Consider the following 21,746-nt stretch of genomic DNA (forward strand, 5'->3'; position numbering starts at 1 on the left):
ACACGTCTTGAAGCTGCCCGGACGGCCAGCAGCATAAAACCTGACAGCGTATATTCGTCAGCGATTGCCCCGGAGATATGTGAAATCGGCAAGGATGCTGTCGGCAATTTATTCGGCAACGACAAAAAAAATCCCGCATAAGAGGATCTGAACATGGAAGCCGGCTCAGACACTTTGCAGGGACACAAACATATAAATTATGATCTACAAAAAACCGCAGCGGCATTATGCCCCTGCGGTTATTTATGCTGTACCAGTACCTTATTACACGCGTTTGGCTCCACGGCCGCCGCGTTTTCCTTCTGTGTTCTTCTTGATCGAAGACATCCGTTCTTCGCTATCTTTCAGGAAGCGTGACATTTTATCCTCGAATGAAGGTTTACCGGCTGCAGGCTTGAATGGACGCCCACCCCGTTCACGATTGTAACCACCGCCGCCTCCACCGCCGCCGCTGCCTCCGCCAAAACGGTCTCCACCGCTTGGACGTTCAGGTCTTGGAGCTCTTGGGGGACGTACTTCTGATGCCGGCTTATCAACAGCCTGCTTGATGGAAAGTCCGATCTTGCCGTCCTTGTCAACATTGATCACCTTGACGGTTACTACATCACCAATCTTTAAATGATCGTTAACATCCTTAACGTAGTTATCGGCGATTTCCGAAATGTGAACGAGACCTGTGACACCTCCTGACAGATCCACAAATGCTCCGAAATGCGTGATGCCTGTCACCTTGCCCTCTAACTTGGTGCCCACTTCAATTGCCATAGAATAAAATGATCCTCCCTTAAAAATATACAGACGAATATACACTTCATCCAGTCTGCGGTGATTTGATTATACAGTAAAGAGCAAATCAAGGCAACACAGCGAAAGCCTGATTTGGCCTGCTTTATTCCCCTGATTGCTCTGTACGGATTGGCAGTTCGCCCGGGAGATACATATTGTACCATTTCCGCGCCAGCTGTCCGATATATTCATCATCATTGAGCCTGGATACGTCGTATTTCAGCTGGTTAAGCGAGGCCGTTACACTTTCATTCGTTGCCTGCTTTTTGGCAAGCACCTCACTCTTGTCCGCTATCGAAGCGCTCTGGGCAAAGAAAATGTAACCGGACCAGCTGAAAAATACAGTCATTACCGCAAGCCATATGAACTTTCTTCTCTTCGCACCTGCGGCGAAAGCCTTGCTTGCTGTTCCCTTCTCTTCCGCAGTAAATCTGTTCATGCGTCGTACCCCCATTGTAAGGTCAGCGTTTCCGCCATGCGGTTATCCATTCAATAGATCTCTTAAACCAAGGAGACTGATAGATTCTAGACAGATATGGAGAGATCCATCTTACAGGAAATACCCAAATTGGCTTCGTTAGACGCAAGAGCAGCTTCAGAATAAATAATAGGATGCGGCCGAGCAGCAGCAGCGTTCCTCTACAAAGCCTCCAAAGCCAGCGCAGCGGTACACCTATTAAGATTTCCAGGGTTCTCCATAGCAGTCTGCACGTATACTGGACCGACTGAATTAACATTACCACAAATCGCCGCACCGTAACACTGAAGATCAAAAAATAGATCCATACGCCTAGAAAGAGCCCCAAAAAGACATAAAACCTCAATTGCCCCTGATTTCCGGCATACAGCATGCGAAACACAAGCAGCGCCGCCCATATCCAATACAGCAGGTCCAGCAGTGCATTCAGCCATTTGGGAAAGCTAAGCTTCAGCGACAGCACCCGGTAGCTGTCATAGGTCACTCCCATAGCTGTACCTGCCAGTATCATATAGATCAGGGTCATCCACTGAACTGCCGGATTCATTTAAACAGCTTGCCCAGTAAGCCCTTATTTTTCCCCTGTGTTCCGGGATCGAGATAAATCAGGGAATGGACGTTGCCCTCCAGCGACAGAATACCGTTCTCCAGACTCAGGTTTTTGATATGTAAATGGCTGCCGCGGATGGTGAGATGGCCAAGCTCCGTGCGGAGCAGGAACTCCTCGCTGTCGAAGCTTTCTACATTCTGCACACCTGTCAGCTCCAGCTGCTTGCGGCTGCGCATGTGCAGATCATGCTGCTTATTGACTTTGACTGGCTCGATCATAGCATGTACCCCTCCTTCTTGATTCTAATCTATGGTGATCGGGAGGGTAATAGAACTTGCAGAATCTCCGGAAAATATAAAAAAGCACAGCTCTACATAACGTAAGCTGTGCTTGTGGTTATAGCTGTCTGCCTCTACCAGTCAAGACCGCTGCTTTTGGCAACAGGTTCCTCGCGGAGCAGGGTGTACATGCCGGCCGCCTCATCCTTGCGGGTGGTTTCAACCAGCTTTTCCACTTTGACTGTTACAAGCTTCTGGCCGAACTGCACTGTAATCTCGTCGCCGATCTTTACGGTGCTGCTTGGCTTTGATTCCTTACCGTTAATCAGCACCCGGCCCTGTTCGGACACATCCTTGGCCACTGTGCGGCGCTTGATTAGCCGGGACACCTTCAGATACTTGTCCAGACGCATTAGTTAACGGCTTCTTTGAGCTTGTTGCCAGCCTTGAAGGCCGGTACAGTCGATTCAGGAATTTCAATAGGTGTGCCCGATTGCGGGTTGCGGCCGGTACGGCCGGAACGTTTGCGGGTTTCAAAAGTACCGAAGCCGATCAGCTGTACTTTATCGCCCTTGGACAAAGCATCGGTAATTTCGCTAAGTACTCCGTTTAATACGGCTTCTACATCTTTTTTGGCCAATCCGCTTTTTTCGGAAATGTTGTTTACCAGATCTGTCTTGTTCATAATTTGAAGTTCCTCCTAGGATACAAAAAAATAAATGAAACGCGATAAGCTGCCAAAATATGCCACCTGTCGTCATTTCGTCTTTATGATATTCTGGATGCCGCCCGGAAATCCTGCCGCAAAACGTCGTTTTTTTGAAAAATCGCCTACTCCGGCTCCAGGCACTACTACATTATAAACCTCATACGGCATTTGGAACCAGATATAAAGCCTTATTCCCAGCATTGCCGCTTCCTGCCGCAGCTATACGGTTACAGTAACATTTAATGGAAAATGGTCATTTACAGCTTCAGACCTGCCATAGACGGCTATTTCCGTTCCTTTACCTTGGCTTCCTGCCATAACTGCTCCATCGTCTCCAGACTGCTCTCCTTCACACTTGTACCCCGGTCCTGCAGCTGACGCTCGATATAAGCAAACCGCGATACAAATTTACGGTTGGTACGGGTCAGCGCCTCCTCCGGGTCTGCACCGATGAAGCGGGCGGCATTGGTTGCCGCGAACAGTAAATCCCCCAGCTCCAGCATCTGATCCTCCGCTGCTGCACCGCTCTCAACGGCCTCCTGCAGTTCATCGACCTCCTCGCGGATTTTGGCCAGGACATCCGTTATGTTATCCCAGTCAAAACCGACCTTGGCGGCCTTCTTCTGCAGCTTGTAGGCTTTCATGAGTGCAGGCAGATCACGCGGAACCCCGCTCAGTGCCGATTCCGACTCGGGCTTCACACCCTTCAGCCGCTTTTCCTCCGCCTTCATCCCGTCCCAGTTCTTTAGGGCTTCGTCCGCATCAGCAGCGCTCATATCGCCAAACACATGCGGGTGGCGGAATATAAGCTTGTCGTTCAGACCCTCAATAACATCATAGACGCTGAATGTGCCGAGCTCCTCTTCAATCTGCGAATGGAGCATAATCTGCAGCAGCAAATCGCCAAGCTCCTCCTTCATGTGGTCCGGATCATCCTCGTCGATCGTTTCCAGCACCTCATAGGTTTCCTCGATCAGATTTTTGCGCAGTGATTCGTGTGTCTGCTCGCGGTCCCACGGACAGCCCTCCGGGCTTCTCAGCGTATCGACAATTTCATGAAGCCGGGCAAAGGTGCGCCGGCGCGCGTTCTCCGCACGGTTCGCAGGGACATAGACCAGAGACAGATTGCCGTACCCGTCAATCCGGTCCAGCTCATATAGCGGCACGCGGAGAATCTGCTCCTCCTGCTCCACTCCAAGGGCATGTCCGACGATCACCTCGTACTCCGCCGGGTACAGCTCCATCAGGCACAGCTTGGTCTCGGAGGCTGTAAAGCTGTCATAGACCTGTCCAATCAGCGTATGCAGCTCAGGCTGGAGCTGCGAGCTGCGGATGCCTGAAGCATCGAGCAGCTGAAAGCCTTCGATCGGATCGAAGCCAAGCCGCACAAAGGCCTCATCCAAGAAGCTCTCGCCGCCGAGAATCTCAAGTGCAATCCCTGCTTCAGGACAGCGCCGGCGCAGCTGGGAAACTGCCGACTCCGCCACCATCGGATGACCCGGGACCGCATAGACGATTTCGGTCCCGTCAGGTGCGGCAAGCGCTTCTTCTAATAACCTCGAGGTAATGGCTTCGTAGACCTCCGGGAAAGAGTCCAGTGACTCATACAGCCCGTCAAAGGACTGTGAGGCAATCTCAAGCTCCGCGAGAGCTGCCATTACGGGATGCTCGGCGGTTCTCACGTATACTACGGCCGCCGCCTTTAGTTTCTTGATAATCCCCAGCGTCAGCCGGTCCGGATTGCCTGATCCCAGGCCGACTACTGTTAATCTTGCACTCATTCCGTTCCACTCCTTCTTGGCCTGCCGCAATATTCGTTAAACCGGAGGCAGGCCTATAACTTGCCGTTATTATTTGCCCTGTCTGAATGAAAAGGTCAGGGATACAACCCGGTGTCCGGTCTGCTGACCGCCCTCTAAGGGAACAGGCGCAGCCTCGCCAGCTTGTCTGCAAGCTTAGGGCCGAAGCCCGGCAGCTGGCGCAGCTCGCTCTCGCTGAGCAGCCGCAGCCTGACTGCGCCCAGCCCAAAGACCGCGCAGCCCGCCAGCACGCCCAGCAGCGTCTGCGCCAGGCTTGCCAGCCGCCCGCCGCCGAGGCCGGCGGCGGTAAGCGCCAGCGCCGCGCCGCTGCTCACGGCGGCGGCGGCCAGACCGAGGCCCGCGAGCAGCAGCGCGGGCCGAAGCCCGGCATCTGCGAGGCGCAGCCGCAGATGGCCCTGCCGGTACAGCAGCAGCACGTTCAGCGCTGCTGCGAACCCGTGCGCCGCCACGCTTGCGATGGCAGCGCCGGTAATGCCCTGCTGCGGCACCAGCAGCAGGTTTAGGGCCGCCTTAAGCGCAGCGGCGGCCAAGAGATGCAGCGCCGGCGCACGCACGGCGCCCAGGCCCTGCAGCAGCGCGGCAGAGATGATGCTGATCGTACCGCCTGCGGCGGTAAAGGCCAGCCACATCATCGTGCCGCTGCCTGCGGCATCGCCATACAGAGCCACGTTGACGGGCTCTGCCAGAACCGCCAGGCCGACCGAGGCGGCCAGGCCCAGCAGCCAGAACCAGCGCAGCGACAGGCTGCAGCGGGTTCTTATCAATGCATTATCGCCGCGGTACTTCGCCTCCGCGAGCGCGGGAATGAAGACGACCGACAGCGAGGTCGCCAGCATGGTGACGATCTGCACGAGCGGCAGACCGCGGTTATAGATGCCGAACTGGGCCATGGAGGCCGTCTCACCGTAAGCGGGCGACAGCAGCCGCGGGACGGTGAAGACATCGACCAGCCCGATCAGCGGCACCGCCAGCGCCCCCAGCATCACCGGCAGGCCGTAGGCCAGCAGCTGCCAGGCGGACGCCCGTTGAATCCGGCCTGCAGCCGCAGCATTATTGCTGCGCAGGGGTTGCTTAGCGGCTGGTGCATCCTTGCCGGACAGCCGCCCGCCTGTCTGCCGGCGGTGACTCTTCCAGAAGAGCAGCATGACGACCAGCCCGGCTGCTCCGCCTGCTGCCGAGCCAACCATTGCACCAGCAGCAATCTCTGCTGCTCCAGCCCCGCGGCTGGTCAGATACAGCAGCAGCGCGATCATGACAATGACGCGGACTGACTGCTCCACTACCTGTGAGACAGCAGTCGGCATCATATTATGCAGCCCCTGAAAGTAACCGCGCACAGCTGCCATCAGGGGAACAACCGCCAGCCCGAGGGCGCTGGTATGCAGGGCCGGGATAATATGCGAGTTGCCCACAATCCGGGCTATGACAGGAGCGCCTGCGTAGGTTAGCATACCGATAATAATCCCGCAGACCGCCGTTAGCACTGCTGACATCCGCAGGACACGGCGCCCCTCCGCTTCGTCGCCCCCGGCGGAGGCTTCGGCTACAAATTTGGAGATGGCTGACGGCAGACCCAGCATGGCTACCGTAATCAGCATCGTATACAACGGATTAACCGTGTTATAGATGCCAAATACGGCGTCACCGCCCAGATTTTGCAGCGGTATTTTTTGGAGGGTACCGATAAGCTTGGATACAATGGCTGCCGCGCTGAGAATAAATGCCCCTTGCAGCAATTTGGAGCCGGGTGTGCCTGATTTCATAATTTACCTGCTTCTGCAGCAATAACCGCAATAATAGAATGAATTTCTATATTATACCGCAAGCAGGCATACGACAAAACCCCGCCCCCCCTTGATCTCGGATCAAAAGGAAAGCGGGGCTTCCGGCACCAAACCTTCTACTGCTCCATTTGCTTGCCCAGGAAGGCGGCAGCAGTCTCGGCCATCTTTACTTCCATCTGTGACATTTTTACAGAATCGTCCTTGTTCATCAGTACTACACAGCCGATCGGATCACCGCCGGAAATAATGGGGGCAGCCACATAGCTGGACAGCAGCTCGGAATGCTCTTTACTGATGTCGTAATTTCCGCCGTTCGTCTCCAGCATGGTCTTGCGGCTCTCCATAACCTTCTCGAGCAGCGCCCCGACCTGCTTGTCGAGATATTCCTTCTTGGAGCCGCCGGCCAAAGCGATAAAGCTGTCTCTGTCGGTAATCATTGTAATATGCCCTGTACCCTCATAAAGCGATTCCGCGTATTCTTTGGCGAAGTCGCCCAGTTCCCCGATAGGAGAGTACTTTTTCAGTATGACTTCACCGTCGCGATCAACGAATATTTCCAGCGGATCCCCTTCACGGATACGCAGTGTACGTCTAATCTCTTTAGGAATAACAACACGGCCCAGGTCATCAATACGGCGAACAATACCAGTAGCTTTCATTTCACATGTTGCCCCGCTTTCTTAAGAAGTATGGTCCAACTACTGTCCATTACGGGAAAGGATAATCCCGGTGATTTATCGTAATATCTGACCATAGTATTCATCTGTTCCCAATTCCTTATACATGCCCGGCCCTTAAATAAACACAAGCTCCAGGTCCGTACATTATCCGGGTATTCATACCAAGCTTGTGCCTGTTTGCCCTATAGTATACATACCCTCTTTACGCGAAAAAAGCCATCCCTCGCTTGGAAGCGTCAGGATGGCTTGTCCGTCTGTGTATATTATTGGGCTGCTTCTGTAGCAGCCGGTGTTGCACTTGGTGCTGCAGTAGCTGCAGTTCCGCTATCCGTTGTTCCGGATTCTTCGGCAGCAGCGGTGCTCTTAGGCAGATTGATCTCAATATTCAGTGAATCAAGCTCTTCATCAAGGAAGGTCTCCAGGTTCTTTGAAGCCAGCGTGCTCTTGACGGTTTCTTTCTGCTCGTCAGTCAGCTTGTCAAAAGTGGTCTCTGTACGTGACTCTACTTCAATGACGTGATATCCGAAGCTGGTCTTTACCGGATCACTGATGGTGTTCAGCGGCAGGGTCTGTGCAGCCTGTTTGAATTCCTCTACATAAGTGCCCAGCGCCTTGTCTTTGTATTCGCCGCCGGACTCAACCGAGCCGGTGTCATCTGAGTACTCCTTGGCAATTGCAGCGAAATCACCGCCGGCGTCAAGCTTGGCCTTAACTTCGTTAGCACGCTTCAGTGCATCCTCATCCGTCCGTTCCTTGCCGTCCGCATCAGTCAGGCCAACCAGGACATGACGCAGTGTAGCAACGGTGTAGTCCCCTTTGGTTGCTTCAAACTCAGCCTTAACCTCATCGTCGGTAATTTTCAGCAGCATGTCCTGATAAACGGTGAGTACACGCACCATGTAGGAGCGAATATCTGCTTCCGTCAGATCTGCTTCCTTCAGCGAGCTTTCGTAAGTGTCGCCCAGCGCCTCTTTCATTGAGCTTACCTGTACATCCGCTTCTTTCTCGGCCTGCTTCTTCGCCTCATCCGTAGCTTGTCCTGCCAGATATTCAAAGGCAACCTCCTGCTTCAGGATGGATTCCTTAAAGGCGTCAATCTCCAGGTATGCCGCCTGCTGCGGAGAAAGGAACTTCATGACCTTGGTATCCAGATCGAATTCCTTCTCTGTAATCGTGCCGTCCTTGTACGTTGCGACTGCCTGGGTGTTATCCTCGGCTGCGGTGTTATTATTATTGCTGCTGCAGGCAGACAGCATGGAGAAGGAAACGGCTGCGGCTAAAGAAACCAGCAGCACCTTCCATGATTTTGTTTTATTTACTGACATTGTGTAATTCTCCCTTCGGTTTTAACGACTCTTTGGCTGCCGCCAGAAACTGCTCCAGCAGCTCAAGCAGCTCTTTATCACTGAGATCCTTAGCTTTGATGCGGATGCCGGCCTTGGCCTCTCTATCAAATTGTACACGTCTTTCGAAGCTATTACCAACTTTGGCGAGCTTAGCCGTATCAAAAGCGGCCGCGCCGCCCTCATGGAAATTAAGCGATACCTCATCGCCGCGCCGGACCATGGACTCCATGCCGTACAGCTTACCGTATACTTTCAGCCGGGCAACCGACAGCAGATTGACGACCGCTTCGGGTAATTCACCGAACCGGTCAAGCAGCTCGTCCTCCAGCTCACTTGCATCCTCAAAGGAAGCCACTGCGGCAACCTTTTTATAGATTTCAATTTTCTGGATGCTGTCGTAAATATACTCTGATGGAAGATAGGCGTCAATCGACAAATCAATGACCGTATTGCCCTGCTTCAGCGAAGTATCCTCTTCGCCAAGCACCGTAACCTTCCGCTTGCGGATTTCCTCTGCAAGCATCTGTGAGTACAAATCAAAGCCGACTGAAGCAATGAAGCCGTGCTGCTCTGCGCCGAGCAGATTTCCCGCTCCGCGGATCGAGAGGTCACGCATGGCAATTTTGAAGCCGGAGCCGAGCTCAGTGAACTCCTTGATCGACTGCAGGCGCTTCTCGGCTACCTCAGTCAGCACTTTGTCCCGCTGATACGTAAAGTAGGCATAGGCAATACGGTTGGACCGCCCGACACGCCCGCGCAACTGATAGAGCTGGGACAGGCCCATCTTGTCGGCATCATGGACAATCAGGGTGTTAACGTTAGGGATGTCGACCCCTGTCTCAATAATGCTGGTGCTGACGAGCACATCATACTCCCCGTCCAGGAAATCGAGGATGGTTTTTTCCAGCTCCGATTCTGACATCTGCCCGTGCCCGACGCCGACACGCGCTTCCGGAACGAGCATGGATATCTGTGCTGCCATCTCATGAATCCCCTGTACCCGGTTGTACAGATAATAAACCTGGCCTCCGCGGGCCAATTCACGCTCTACAGCTTCACGTGTAAGAGTATGGCTGTGCTCAACCACATACGTCTGTACGGGAAAGCGGTTCTCCGGTGGCGTCTCTATAACGGACAAATCCCGCACGCCGAGCATGGACATATGCAGCGTACGCGGTATAGGCGTTGCAGTGAGGGTCAGGACATCGACATTGGTTTTGAGCTTTTTAAGCTTTTCCTTATGAGTTACCCCAAATCTCTGCTCTTCATCGACAATCAGCAGACCCAAATCCTTAAAGACCATATCCTGCGATAGCAGCCTGTGTGTTCCGATAACTACATCTACGGTTCCCTGCTTCACGCCTTTAATCGTTTCATTCTGCTCCTTGCGGCTGCGGAACCGGCTAAGCACCTGAATGTTGATCGGGTAGTTGCCAAAACGCTCGCGGAACGTCTCATAATGCTGCTGGGCCAGAATGGTGGTCGGTACAAGCACAGCTACCTGTTTGCCCTCAATCGCCGATTTGAACGCGGCACGGATTGCGACCTCGGTCTTGCCATAGCCTACATCCCCGCACAATAGCCGGTCCATCGGACGGTTCTGCTCCATATCCTTTTTAATTTCTTCAATCGCCCGGAGCTGGTCGCGCGTCTCCTCATACGGGAACATTTCCTCGAACTCGCGCTGCTCCTGTGTATCCTTCTCGAACCCATAACCGAGTGCGCTCTGCCGTTCCGCATAGAGCTTGATCAGGTCATCGGCAATATCCTGTACAGAGGAACGGACCTTGCTGGTGACTCTCGTCCATTCGTTGCCGCCCAGCTTGTATACCTTTGGCTCCTTGTCTTCTGAGCCGACATATTTCTGAATCAGGTCAATCTGGTCAATCGGTACGGACAGCTTGTCGCCGCCGGCATACATGATATGCATATAGTCACGGTGAATTCCGCTGACCTCCAGCGTTCCGATGCCCATATACTTCCCGATGCCATGATTCTGATGAACAACATAATCTCCTATTTTGAGCTCGGTATAGCTCTTGATCCGCTCGGCATTATCAATTCCCTTGGACAGCTTGCGTGCTTTGCGCTGCTTCTGGGAGAACATCTCACCCTCGGTGATGACGGCCAGATGAATCGACGGCAGCTCAAAGCCTGAGCCCAGGTTGCCCTGAAGCAGCGTCGGCTCTTCAATACCGTAATCATCGAGCACCCGGCGGACACGCTCCATCCGCTCCTCGCTGCTCGCGAGCATGACTACCTTCACGCCTGACTTATGCCAACGCTCCATCTCCGACTTCAGTACATTCATCTGCCCATGGAAATCCTGCATGCCGCGGCTGATGAAGCCCAGGATGTTCTGCGGCTGGATATGGGGAACCTGACGCAGGAAGATCGACATGAACAGGCTCTGGAACGGGCGCCGGTACATGATAACCTCATTATCTACCGAAAGATGCAGATCAGGAAGATTCTTCCCGTTCTGAAGAAGGTGCAGATTCCACTCGGATTCGTCACGTTCCAGCTGCTTCGCCGTTTCCAGCAGCCGGGCCGGCTCATCCAGCACCAGAAGGGTATCCTGGGCCATATAGTCATACAGATGCGTACGCTCAGGATATAAGAGACTGATATATTTATAGATTTCAGGGAAATAGGTGCCTTCACGCAGCATCTCAAGCTCCCGGCCCATTTCCTCACGCAGACGCAGCTTGGCCTGACGGTCGGTCATTTTCTCCAGCTGACGCTCCAGCATCGCCGCTGCCGCGGTTGCAGCCGAGTCCAGTCGGGACTGGTCGGCAATGATTTCTTTGGCAGGGGTGATTTTTACATTCCGGACTTTATCAATAGACCGCTGATCCGCGGGATCGAAGGTACGGATCGAATCGACCTCATCATCGAACAGCTCCACCCGGTACGCCAGCGGAGAAGTCATCGGATAGAAGTCGATAATGCCCCCGCGTACACTGAGCTCACCGCGGTTCTCTACACGCTCTACACGCTCATATCCCATCTCAATCATCGACATCAAAAATTCATCAAGGGAGAGGGTTCCCTCCTGTGATATAGTCAGCTGTGCTTCTGCCATCACATGAGGTGCAGGCAGCAGCCGGCGGACGCCGGAATAGGGAACCACGACAACCCCGCGGAAGCCCTGTGCACACCGGGTAAGCACGTCAATCCGCTGGGCCAGCGTCTCCGGACTGGACACTGCCGCTTCAGCTGCAACCAGCTCATTGGCAGGATAGAGCAGCACCCGGTCAGGAGAAAGCGCTTCCTGCAAATCCTCAGCCATCTTCTGGGCCGAGAACATATTATGCGTGACTACAAGCAGCGGCCGGGCGAGCTCTTCATGCAGTGCCGCCAGCATAATTTGTCTGGCAGAGCCGGACAGCCCCGAGATCAGCTGCTCCTTCATACCTGCTGCTACGCCACGGGTGACAGATTGAAAATCAGGATCTTTGGAAAAAGCCTCTATAAGACCGTGTAACAACGAAAGACACCTCTCTAACTGAACAGGCCGGCAGTGACTTATCGATCACTGCCTCCCGTTATGATTGGAATCGAAAACAAGCCTTAGCATTAAGGCCAAGGCTTACGGTTGACAACAGAGACAGCCGCATTCATGTTACTGAAGCGGACTGGCCAGGAGGCTCAGTTCAGGATTGTTATCCAAGGCCTGCTTGCAATAATCGCAAGTAACCTTTACCGTGATTTCGCCGTCTGAATCATACGCTATGATGTCTCTGCGTTCCGCAGGGGTCAAGGAGTGAAGGCCCAGCTGTATTTCTGTAGCGCTGCTTCTATTGATGCTTCCCAGAAATGTCCGGCAGTGCCTGCACACGTAATGTATTGCCATCTATATGCCTCCTGAAGGTAGTATATACCCTTCAGTATGCCCCGTACCCAGTGTATTTAGCCCGGAACAGGGACACGGGCGCTGCTGCTGTTAACCGTTGAATTTGGCCATTGTCTGCTCAAAGGTATGCTGCAGACTGAACTCCAGTGCATCACAGGTATCCAGAATCATCGACTTCAGCTTCTCCCCGTCCTTCTTGGGGAAGGTAGAGAGCACATAATCTACGATGGCATAGCCTGGCTCCGGACGGGAGATGCCCATCCGCAACCGGTTGAAGCTCTGGGTGCCGGTATGCTGGATAATGGATTTGATGCCGTTATGGCCTCCGGCGCTGCCTTGATATCTTAACCGGATTTTTCCGATTTCGGTATCCAGATCATCATACACTACAATCAGGTCCTCAAGGGACACTTTATAATATTCCATATACGCGCGAACCGCTTCTCCGGACAGGTTCATAAAAGTCATGGGCTTAATCAGGACGGTCTTAACCCCGCCGATCATCCCTTCACCAATCACGGATTTGCATTTGTTCTGATTACAGCTTATTCCGTTTCGGGCTGCGAGCTCGTCGAGCGCCATAAACCCGACATTGTGCCTTGTCTTGGCATACTGGGTACCCGGATTTCCGAGTCCAACAATCCATTTCATGATTCCGGCCTATCCTTTCTATCCTCTCGTAAGCAGAAGAGTTCCGTTTTTGGTACAATAAGCTGTATATACTCCAGAGACAGGTGATGAACGATGCCACATCAGGGCGAAATCTTAACGCTTCAGCGCCATTTCCAGTATCACATTCAGTATGCTGTGCCTGTCGAGATCTACAGGGACGATGTGTTCGTGGCTATCGGTGTAGTTACGGCTGTTGACGAGGGTTTTGTTGAACTGCAGGGCACCCTCTATAACCGCGGCATCTTTACCTTTATTTCCCGTCCGGGGTACTAGAAGGCCGGCATACGCCGATAAGGGTTACATCTTCCGACACCGGAGGTGTAACCCTTTTTTTGCATATCCGATTCAGCCGGCGCACCGGCTTGTCCTACTCGATCTCGAACAGTTTGCTGATTGACAATTCCTCATGAACGCGGATAATCGCTTCACCCATCAGCGGAGCCACAGACAATACCTTCAGCTTGGAAGTCGGATTGGCACTGCGGATCGGAATGGTATCCGTTACGATAATTTCCTTAATCGGTGAATTCTCCAGGCGTTCATGCGCCGGACCGGACAATACAGGGTGGGTACAGCAGGCGTATACTTCCTTCACGCCGCCTTCCATCAGTGCATTGGCCCCCAGTACAATAGTACCCGCTGTATCGATGATATCATCGATCAGAATCGCCGTCTTGCCTTCAATGTTACCGATGATGTTCATAACTTCACTGACATTCGGCTCCGGACGGCGCTTGTCAATAATCGCCAGCGGGGCGTTGAGGAAATCAGCAAGCTTTCTTGCGCGCACTACGCCGCCGTGATCCGGTGATACGACAACGGGATTCTCAATCTGTTTGGAGCGGAAATACTGGGCAAGAATCGGAACACCCAGCAGATGGTCAACCGGGATATCGAAGAAGCCTTGAATCTGCATAGCATGAAGGTCCATGGTAATAACACGGTGCGCGCCTGCCTTCTCGATCAGGTTCGCTACCAGCTTGGCCGTAATCGGATCACGGGAACGTGCTTTGCGGTCCTGACGCGCATAGCCGTAGTACGGAATAACTACGTTGATACTCTTGGCCGAAGCGCGTTTTAGCGCATCCACCATAACGAGCAGTTCCATCAGGTTATCATTAACCGGACCGCACGTGGACTGGACAATGTAGACATGGCAGCCCCGGACACTTTCCGAAAGCTTAACCTGGATCTCTCCGTCACTGAAGCTTGTAGTGTGTGACTCCCCCATCGGAATGCCGATATAGTCGGCAATCTGACTGGCCAGCTTTGGATTGGAGTTACAAGTAAAGATCTTTAATTTGGAATCGCAATAAGTCATAAAATATAAACCCTCCGTGACGGAATTTAACTTCCAAGCAGCGCCGGACAACCCTTGTGCTCTGTCCGGCGCTTTGGCTTTGGCCTTTACGATGGACTAGGACTGTTCTTTTTTGGCTTTGGCGCGAGCGCGGATCTTATCCGCATACCCCGGCTTATTCTCCTGTCTTACTCTGGCCACAGCCAGATCATTCTCCGCAACAGAGCGCGTAATTGTCGAACCTGCTACAACAAAAGCCCCTTTGCCCACGGTTACCGGAGCAATCAGATTGACGTTGCTGCCGATAAAGGCATCATCCTCAATGGTGGTCTTTGCTTTATTATATCCGTCGTAGTTAACGGTAATTGCACCGCATCCGACATTGACGTTCTTGCCGACAGACGCATCCCCGATATAGCTTAAATGCGAAACTTTGGAGCCGTCGCCAATGGTGGCATTCTTGACCTCTACAAAATCGCCGATCTTCACTTCTTCACCAAGCACCGCGCCCGGCCGCAGATAAGCGAAAGGACCGACAGATGCCCTTGCCCCGACGGTAGCCTGGCTCAGCACGGAATGCTTCACGGAAGCGCCGTCCCTGATTTCGGAATCCTCAATATCACTGGACGGTCCGATCTCACAGCCCTCTCCGATAACAGTCTTGCCTTTGAGCAGAGTCGAGGGGTGCAGAATGGTATCCGCACCAATAACAACATCCGCTCCGATATAAGTCGAGGCCGGATCAATGATCGTTACCCCGTTAAGCATATGTGTCTTGTTGATCCGCTGCCGCATATGTCCCTCTACTTCGGACAGTGCGAGCCGGTCGTTAACGCCAATAGACTCCGCAGCGTCATGAGCCTGATATCCCAGAACGATATCACCCTGTGCCCGGAGTATGCCGATACAATCGGTTAAATAATATTCCTGCTGATTATTGTTGTTCGTCACCTGTTCCAGCGCAGCGAACAGCTTAGCATTATCAAAGCAGTAAGTGCCTGTATTAATTTCCTTCACAGCCGCCTCTTCTGGCGAGCAGTCCTTCTGCTCAACAATCTTCAGCACACCGCCGTCTTCCCCGCGGATAATCCGTCCATAACCGGCAGGCTGGTCCATTACAGCAGTCAGAATAGATGCTGCCGCCTTCTGTCCTTCATGCAGCGCCATTAATCCTTCCAGCGTTTCAGGCGTGATAAGCGGGGTATCTCCGCAAATAACTATCGTCGTGCCTTCCTCACCGCCGAGAAGTTCCTTGGCCTGCTTCACAGCATGCCCGGTCCCGAGCTGGGTTTCCTGAAGCACATATTCAGCATTCTGGCCGAGATAAGCCTTCACTGCGTCTGCTCCATGTCCGACTACTACAATATTGCGTTCACATCCGGTCGCCTTTACAGTTTCAAGCACATGCCCTACCATCGGCTTGCCGCAGACGGGATGCAGTACCTTGTATAATTTAGATTTCATGCGCTTGCCTTGACCTGCAGCAAGTACAACAGCCATTCTTTTCAAGAATGCCAACCTCCTACTTCTTGAGCTCACTACTGAATATATCTCATTCCGGGCAAAAAGAAAAGAGAACCATGCTGCCATGGTTCCCTTTTCTTCGAACCCCAATTGAAAACGGCCTGACCTTACGCCACCCCTTACGGGCAGGCGTTCTTCAGAGAAAGCGCGCTTAGCTCCTAAGCTCCCTCTTCAATAACTTCCTCTTCTTCCGTAGCGGCGCGATCGTACTCGGCCAGAACCGCAGATTGAATCTTTTCGCGTGTTCCCGAAGAAATCGGGTGTGCGATATCGCGGAATTCACCGTCCGGTGTACGCTTGCTGGGCATTGCAACGAACATCCCGTTATTACCGTCGATGACGCGAATGTCATGAACAACAAACTCGTTATCGATGGTAATGGATGCGATTGCCTTCATTCTCCCCTCAGAGTTGACGCGGCGGAGTCTGACATCCGTAATTTGCATGTGTGTGTTCACCACCTTTTTCCATCAGAGACTTGGTGTATAATTCCACACAGCAAAGCGAATTCCTTCTTTTTGATTCCATAAAATGACTACTAAAGAAGATTATTTTTGCGAAATCAGCGTTTTCGACACGTTTCGCGCTCTTTTCTAATCGTTCCTCATGTTTTCGACACTATACTGCACTTTGCTAAGCCGTTGATTTCCCCCCTACTAAGAGGAAAAATAGTTACCGGGGTGCGCGGAAATTCTCCGCTCCCTGGAGTCCACCTCGGTCAGCTTCACCAGCGACACATAATCATGCAGCAGCCGTTCCTCCGTCTCTACGGCACCTGACTCAACAAGCACGCCGACTCCGGCAACCTGGGCGTTGAATTCGCCGAGCAGATCGACCATACCGCGTACCGTACCGCCTGCCTTCATGAAGTCATCCACTATCAGCACCCGCGATTTCTCGCGCAGCGCCCGTCTCGATAGAGACATCGTATGAATGCTCTTATGGGAGCCCGATACATAGTTGATGCTTACCGCCGAGCCTTCCGTCACCTGATGGTCACGGCGGACGAGCACTACAGGCAGACCCAGCTGGGCGGCTGTCGCATACGCAAGCGGAATCCCCTTGGTCTCTACAGTCATTACCACATCAATCTCTACGCCGTAAAAGGCGGTGGCGATGATTTTGCCCGCCTGCTCCATTACGGAAGGGAGACCCAGCAGGTCGGACATATACAGATAGCCGCCCGGAAGAATCCGGTCACTCTGCTCAAGCTCCCCGCACAGGTGTTTAACAAAAGCAAGTGCCATATCTGTCGGCATGCGCGGAATATAGCGTACACCGCCGGCTGCACCGGCCAGCGTCTGCAGCTCGCCCATGCCCTCACCTTCAAATACCTCTTTTATAATAGCCAAGTCCTCACTGATGGATGACTTCGCCGCACCGTACCGGTCCGCAAAGGTGGATAACGGCAGCAGGTCATGCGGTTTCTCTAACAAAAATTGGGTCATATCAACCAAACGTTGGCTTCTTTTAAGTTTTTTCACGGAATACTCCTCGCCAAAACCGAATATTATTAAAAATAATATCATTTTTGTACGGAATTACACAAGAAGAAACGGACCTTCCGCCCTCTCCGGGAAAAGGTTCCGTTTCTCCAAAGGTTAAGTCAGCGAGCGCACAGCGTATACTTCCTTGCAGAAGCCGCGCAGCCCATTATAGATTCTAGCCACCTTGGATTGCTTTGAGACCAGCCCGAATACCGTCGGCCCGCTCCCGGACATCAGTACTCCGTCAGCCCCCAGCTTCACCATGGCTTCCTTGAGCTGCTGAACCTCAGGGTGCAGCTTCAGGGTCACATCCTCCAGCACATTGCCCAGCCGTGCGCAGACTGCCCCAAAGTCGCCCGCCTCAATAGCCTCCTGCATCCGTGAAGCCGATGGATGCACGGCGATCTGATTGGCCCGCACACTTCCATATACTTCGGCTGTAGAGACATTGATCGGAGGCTTCGCCAGGATAACCCAGCACTGCGGCGGATTCGGGATCGGCGTGAGCTTCTCCCCGCGGCCTGTGGCCAGAGCCGTACCGCCAGTGACGCAGAACGGGACGTCCGAGCCAAGCTCGGCGCCAAGCTCCTGCAGCTCCTCTGCGGGGATATTCAGGCGCCAGAGCCGGTTCAGGCCGCGCAGCGTAGCCGCAGCATCACTGCTGCCGCCGGCAAGGCCGGCAGCGACCGGAATTCTTTTGTCCAGATGAATATGTACTCCGCTCTTCACATTGTAGCGGTCTTTAATAAGCCTCGCTGCCTGAAAGGCCAGGTTCTTCTCATCAAGCGGTATATATCCGGCCTGGCTAGAGATGATAATGGAGTCACGCTTCAGCTCAGACAGCTCCAGACGATCCGCCAGATCGACCATTGTCATAATCATTTCAACCTCATGAAACCCGTCAGCACGCTTGCGAAGCACATCCAGCATCAAATTGATTTTAGCTGGCGCTTTTTCATACATTTTCAAGGCGTTCACCCACCCTCAGCTTTTCCCGTAAAAACAACTTAACATATTATATGAGAAACTTGTTATGAAGTCCATGATCAAAAGTAAAGCCTGTTGCGGCAAGTCAAAAAGAGGGCCCTGCCGTTCAGGCAGCTCCCCCTTCAGGATTTGCTTAAAAAGACTGCAGATTATATATCTGACTTACGGGCAGCCTGCTCAGCAAGCTGGATGGCCCGCTTTACCATATTGCCGGCGTCCTTGGCCCGGATTCCGCCCCAGCCGTCCTTTTCGACCGTTTCGTAAAAGCCAAGCTCCTTGGCCAGCTCCGTCTTCAGTTCCTCTGACATCATACCCCGTCTTCTGCGGCTCATCGGTAAAAGTCCTCCCTTACAGTAGTGGATAAGAAGCATAATGCCCCTATAGTATGCTGCTGCAGGGCGCTGCCCATTCCCGATGCCCGTGCGTGTCACCGCAGGACGCCAATGTCCAAACAAAAACAGCCCCTTATAGGGACTGTTCTGTAAAGCGTTAAGCCTTAATATACACAACCTGCATTTGCCCGTCATCTTCATAAACAGTGATCTCCACTGATTCAGTGAGGATATCGGCATAGCTATAGGAGACACGCTTAAAGGTCTGCTGCTCCTGATCCAGTTTGACAATGAAAACAGAAGGGTACGTTTCTTCCAGGACACCGGTGCGTTCAACGGTCTTACGGCGGCCACCATTAGCCCGCAACGTAATCTTATGACCGACATGAGCTTCGAGACTGCGTTTAATTTCCAACAGCGCGTTATTAGCCATTGCCTGACGACCACCTCTTTCCTTGTCCCATTATACAACTTTTCACAAACTTTGTCAAAATAAATAATTAATTATATATGATGCTAAAATAGTTGTCAACGGAATTTTTTTGAGAGAGTAGATTGCTGTAATAGCTCAATTGTTAGCGGCAATCTTAATTTTAAATACGCATTCATTGCTTTGCACCCAAACACATAAAAAAGAAGAAGGATAGCCTAATGACTATCCTTCCCCTCATATGTCCCTGCCATTCCCCGATTATGGAGATAAGTACTAAATGGCTGAAGGTGTTACCTTCAGTGTGGACAGGTTCTGCAGCCGCGGCATACCGATCCGGAAGCTGCCTCTGGTCTCTATGCCGCCTATCCCCTTGCTTCCGCTAATCGTATGGCCCAGCACATCCCCCAGATTCACTGTCTCACGGACCGAGGTGAAGGCAGCCTTGGCTGCAATATACACAGGGTCCAGAGCGTGGATCAGTATTCTTCCCGGGGAGCTGGCAAAGTTGGCCCCTGACCCGAGAAGTGCCTCAAAGTGGGACTGGCATGCCCCGGCCACAATTGTCAGGGCGTCAAAGTTACGTTCATACTCACGCGCAGCCTGAATTGCCGCCACAAAGTTCTGTGAATTCTTGTAGCTGGCCAGGCTGTAAAGATCATAAGTATGGGGCTGCTTCAGCACACCGTCATGGCCTGTGATGACCACAATATCCGGACGGACGCGCGGCAGCAGCCGGTAGAGCATCTCTGCCATTTTGGATTCATGCACATGATGCCCTTCAGCCGGAATCCGCAGCTGTTCGTATAGGCTCAAACTTTTCCGCAGATAAAGCTGATCGCCGTCCAGGTGCAGCACCTTGCCAGGTACCTCGAAATAGGCCGTTTCCTTGGGCGCCTGGGGCCATCCGGCAGCAGCGCTCTCCCCGCTGCGCTGGCTCTGCTCCTGGCGGTCCCTGCGCAGCTTGGTCAAAGACTCGGTAGCTTTGATCTGAGCCTGCTGGCCGCGTTCTGTGATACGGGTGGGCGGCACCTGAATCAGGTCATCCAAGGGGGAATCCGCAAGCAGGCGAAATTCCGTGCCTTTGATGACGGCTGCATTCTGTATTATATTTTCTACCCGGAAGGTCACATCTCCGCCATATGATTTACGAACGACCAAATCTCCTAAATTCATTACAACACCACCTCTACCCCCATCGTATGGGCAAAGGCCCCGGTTGGTTCATAAACCGGCTTATTTTCGGAAATTAGATGTTCCAACCCTGATGCTATTTAATTCCGGCTGCCAGCAGTACTGCGCTCAGCCGCGCATACTCGGCAATGCTCAGCGTTTCCCCGCGCCGCGCCGGTTCAATTCCCGCTTCAGCCAGCAGCGCCTCAAGGCGTTCACGCCCTTCGCCGGGGAAGAAGCGGGCCTTCAGGTTATTGGCAATCGTCTTGCGCCGCTGTGTGAATGCAGCCTGCACCACCTCAAAAAAGTGCTTCTCATCCTCCACTTCAACCGGGGGCTGTTCCCGCACCTTCAGACGGATTACCGCAGATTCCACATTCGGCTGCGGAATAAACACCGTGCGCGGCACAATGCAGACCAGTTCAGGCTCACTGTAGTATTGGACTGCGATGCTGAGGCTGCCGTATTCCTTGCCGCCCGGAGAGGCCGCCATACGTTCGGCAACCTCCTTCTGAATCATTACGACAATGTTATCAAGCGGCAGCTTCTCTTCCAGCAGCTTCATGAGTATAGGTGTGGTCACATAATAAGGCAGATTGGCTACAACACTTACCTTATCTACCGCGGCAAAATCCTCAGCAAACAGCTCCTGCAGATTCACCTTCAATACATCGTCATTTCGTACTTTGACATGCGGGTAAGCCGCCAGCACGTCGCGGAGGATCGGAATCAGCCTGCGGTCAATCTCTACCGCTGTAACGGAACCCGCCTCCAGCGCAAGCCGCTCCGTAAGCGCACCGATGCCAGGCCCGATCTCCAGCGCTCCCGAGGAGGCAGTGAGTCCGGCTGCATCGACAATTTTGTCCAGAATGTTCTGATCAATTAGAAAGTTCTGGCCCAGGCTTTTTTTAAACGAGAATCCGTACCGCTGAATAATTTCCTTCGTCCGTGTCGGGGACGAGATATGGTCATGTCCGCTCATATGGTGTTGCCTCCCTGATTTATTTGCGCGAGTGCTGCCTGGAACTCCTCTGGGGTAATCCCAAACATCGCAAGCCGTTTATACAGCTGCTTGCCGTTACAGTATCCAATGCCAAGCGTATTGCCAAGCGCCATTCTCCGCTCAGCCGCTCTGGGATGCACCAGCATCCCTGCCGCCATAAGCTCGTCCAGACCGATCAGCGCAGGTGCACCCTCAAAGGAGGTATGCACATTGGCCAGCGCATGGCGGATCGCCTCAGGCGAGGCATTTTCCACTCCAATATCGCCTTTGCGGGTTGCATCCTTCTCAGGAATAAAGGCATGCTTGCAGCCTGGCACCTTGGACGAGACAATCTTGCGTATGCGCTCACCGGCATGGTCGGGATCGGTTAGGATGATGACCCCTCTGCGTTCCATAGCCAGTGCAATTTTGGCAATCACCTTGCGGTCAACTGCGGAACCGCCTGTCTCTATTGTATCGGCCTCCACCGCGCGCTTGACGGCTACCGTATCACTTTTGCCTTCCACTACAATTAATTCTTTGATCATCGCGATAATCTCCTTCCCTTACAA

At 53.0% G+C, this 21,746-nt stretch carries 24 protein-coding genes; 1 reads left to right on the forward strand and 23 read right to left on the reverse strand.

The window, feature by feature from the left end:
* Positions 1 to 264: 264 nt before the first annotated feature.
* From BLR64_RS21145 to pth, 13 genes are all read right to left on the reverse strand, one after another.
* Positions 265 to 765 carry a S1 domain-containing RNA-binding protein gene (locus BLR64_RS21145; RefSeq protein WP_068729242.1) on the reverse strand — a complete coding sequence of 167 codons (501 nt, stop codon included), beginning with the start codon at positions 763 to 765 and terminating at the stop codon, positions 265 to 267.
* 124 nt (positions 766 to 889) lie between these two features.
* Positions 890 to 1,225, reverse strand: a complete 336-nt coding sequence (locus tag BLR64_RS21150; RefSeq protein ID WP_090717177.1) for an FtsB family cell division protein — start codon at positions 1,223 to 1,225, stop codon at positions 890 to 892.
* 22 nt (positions 1,226 to 1,247) lie between these two features.
* Positions 1,248 to 1,811: a spore cortex biosynthesis protein YabQ gene (yabQ, locus tag BLR64_RS21155; protein WP_090717178.1), complete on the reverse strand. Its 564-nt coding sequence runs from the start codon at positions 1,809 to 1,811 to the stop codon at positions 1,248 to 1,250.
* Positions 1,808 to 2,092 (reverse strand): sporulation protein YabP, encoded by a 285-nt coding sequence (gene yabP / locus BLR64_RS21160; protein ID WP_090717180.1) that lies wholly within the window; start codon positions 2,090 to 2,092, stop codon positions 1,808 to 1,810. Before yabP ends, yabQ begins: the two co-directional genes overlap by 4 nt.
* A gap of 134 nt (positions 2,093 to 2,226) precedes the next feature.
* Positions 2,227 to 2,505 carry an RNA-binding S4 domain-containing protein gene (locus BLR64_RS21165; RefSeq protein WP_042171862.1) on the reverse strand — a complete coding sequence of 93 codons (279 nt, stop codon included), beginning with the start codon at positions 2,503 to 2,505 and terminating at the stop codon, positions 2,227 to 2,229.
* Positions 2,505 to 2,777 (reverse strand): HU family DNA-binding protein, encoded by a 273-nt coding sequence (locus BLR64_RS21170; protein WP_039868883.1) that lies wholly within the window; start codon positions 2,775 to 2,777, stop codon positions 2,505 to 2,507. Before BLR64_RS21170 ends, BLR64_RS21165 begins: the two co-directional genes overlap by 1 nt.
* Positions 2,778 to 3,085: 308 nt before the next feature.
* Positions 3,086 to 4,582, reverse strand: coding sequence for a bifunctional methyltransferase/pyrophosphohydrolase YabN (yabN, locus tag BLR64_RS21175; protein WP_090717181.1), 1,497 nt, complete (start codon positions 4,580 to 4,582; stop codon positions 3,086 to 3,088).
* A 134-nt stretch (positions 4,583 to 4,716) separates the two neighbouring features.
* Entirely contained in the window at positions 4,717 to 6,384 is a 1,668-nt protein-coding gene (locus BLR64_RS21180; protein ID WP_090717183.1) for a putative polysaccharide biosynthesis protein, read from the reverse strand.
* Between the two features lie 137 nt (positions 6,385 to 6,521).
* Complete coding sequence (gene spoVT / locus BLR64_RS21185; RefSeq protein ID WP_068728925.1) at positions 6,522 to 7,064, reverse strand: stage V sporulation protein T; 543 nt, start codon at positions 7,062 to 7,064, stop codon at positions 6,522 to 6,524.
* 284 nt (positions 7,065 to 7,348) lie between these two features.
* On the reverse strand, positions 7,349 to 8,410 hold the full coding sequence (locus BLR64_RS21190) for a peptidylprolyl isomerase (RefSeq protein ID WP_090717184.1): 1,062 nt from the start codon (positions 8,408 to 8,410) through the stop codon (positions 7,349 to 7,351).
* Positions 8,397 to 11,921, reverse strand: a complete 3,525-nt coding sequence (gene mfd, locus BLR64_RS21195) for a transcription-repair coupling factor (RefSeq protein WP_090717187.1) — start codon at positions 11,919 to 11,921, stop codon at positions 8,397 to 8,399. The genes BLR64_RS21190 and mfd overlap by 14 nt, the downstream gene beginning before the upstream one ends.
* A 135-nt stretch (positions 11,922 to 12,056) precedes the next feature.
* Entirely contained in the window at positions 12,057 to 12,287 is a 231-nt protein-coding gene (gene fin, locus BLR64_RS21200; protein ID WP_068728917.1) for an anti-sigma-F factor Fin, read from the reverse strand.
* Between the two features lie 90 nt (positions 12,288 to 12,377).
* Positions 12,378 to 12,938, reverse strand: a complete 561-nt coding sequence (gene pth, locus BLR64_RS21205; protein WP_090717189.1) for an aminoacyl-tRNA hydrolase — start codon at positions 12,936 to 12,938, stop codon at positions 12,378 to 12,380.
* A 93-nt stretch (positions 12,939 to 13,031) separates the two neighbouring features.
* On the opposite strand from pth, the gene BLR64_RS21210 reads away from it, so the two are divergent.
* Positions 13,032 to 13,232: a hypothetical protein gene (locus BLR64_RS21210; protein WP_090717190.1), complete on the forward strand. Its 201-nt coding sequence runs from the start codon at positions 13,032 to 13,034 to the stop codon at positions 13,230 to 13,232.
* Positions 13,233 to 13,326: 94 nt separating this feature from the next.
* Here the strand turns inward: BLR64_RS21210 and BLR64_RS21215 are convergent, their stop codons facing one another.
* From BLR64_RS21215 to rnmV, 10 genes are all read right to left on the reverse strand, one after another.
* A complete protein-coding gene (locus tag BLR64_RS21215; protein ID WP_036678796.1) occupies positions 13,327 to 14,280 on the reverse strand; it encodes a ribose-phosphate diphosphokinase in 954 nt (317 codons plus the stop codon).
* Between the two features lie 96 nt (positions 14,281 to 14,376).
* Positions 14,377 to 15,768: a bifunctional UDP-N-acetylglucosamine diphosphorylase/glucosamine-1-phosphate N-acetyltransferase GlmU gene (gene glmU / locus BLR64_RS21220; RefSeq protein WP_090717192.1), complete on the reverse strand. Its 1,392-nt coding sequence runs from the start codon at positions 15,766 to 15,768 to the stop codon at positions 14,377 to 14,379.
* A 173-nt stretch (positions 15,769 to 15,941) separates the two neighbouring features.
* Positions 15,942 to 16,229, reverse strand: a complete 288-nt coding sequence (spoVG, locus tag BLR64_RS21225) for a septation regulator SpoVG (RefSeq protein WP_020425826.1) — start codon at positions 16,227 to 16,229, stop codon at positions 15,942 to 15,944.
* Positions 16,230 to 16,439: 210 nt separating this feature from the next.
* Positions 16,440 to 17,267 carry a pur operon repressor gene (gene purR, locus BLR64_RS21230; RefSeq protein ID WP_090717193.1) on the reverse strand — a complete coding sequence of 276 codons (828 nt, stop codon included), beginning with the start codon at positions 17,265 to 17,267 and terminating at the stop codon, positions 16,440 to 16,442.
* Positions 17,268 to 17,384: 117 nt separating this feature from the next.
* Positions 17,385 to 18,239, reverse strand: coding sequence for a 4-(cytidine 5'-diphospho)-2-C-methyl-D-erythritol kinase (gene ispE, locus BLR64_RS21235; protein WP_090717195.1), 855 nt, complete (start codon positions 18,237 to 18,239; stop codon positions 17,385 to 17,387).
* Positions 18,240 to 18,406: 167 nt separating this feature from the next.
* Entirely contained in the window at positions 18,407 to 18,589 is a 183-nt protein-coding gene (locus BLR64_RS21240) for a small, acid-soluble spore protein, alpha/beta type (RefSeq protein WP_068728905.1), read from the reverse strand.
* A 157-nt stretch (positions 18,590 to 18,746) separates the two neighbouring features.
* Entirely contained in the window at positions 18,747 to 19,022 is a 276-nt protein-coding gene (veg, locus tag BLR64_RS21245) for a biofilm formation stimulator Veg (protein ID WP_068728903.1), read from the reverse strand.
* A gap of 273 nt (positions 19,023 to 19,295) precedes the next feature.
* Entirely contained in the window at positions 19,296 to 20,195 is a 900-nt protein-coding gene (gene yabG / locus BLR64_RS21250) for a sporulation peptidase YabG (protein WP_090717196.1), read from the reverse strand.
* Between the two features lie 94 nt (positions 20,196 to 20,289).
* The gene (gene rsmA, locus BLR64_RS21255) at positions 20,290 to 21,174 is read right to left on the reverse strand and encodes a 16S rRNA (adenine(1518)-N(6)/adenine(1519)-N(6))-dimethyltransferase RsmA (protein ID WP_090717199.1); all 885 of its coding nucleotides are present in this window, start codon (positions 21,172 to 21,174) and stop codon (positions 20,290 to 20,292) included.
* Complete coding sequence (gene rnmV / locus BLR64_RS21260) at positions 21,171 to 21,722, reverse strand: ribonuclease M5 (protein WP_090717201.1); 552 nt, start codon at positions 21,720 to 21,722, stop codon at positions 21,171 to 21,173. The genes rsmA and rnmV overlap by 4 nt, the downstream gene beginning before the upstream one ends.
* Positions 21,723 to 21,746: the final 24 nt, after the last annotated feature.

It is taken from the genome of Paenibacillus typhae (assembly GCF_900099765.1).
Lineage (GTDB): Bacteria > Bacillota > Bacilli > Paenibacillales > Paenibacillaceae > Paenibacillus_AQ > Paenibacillus_AQ typhae.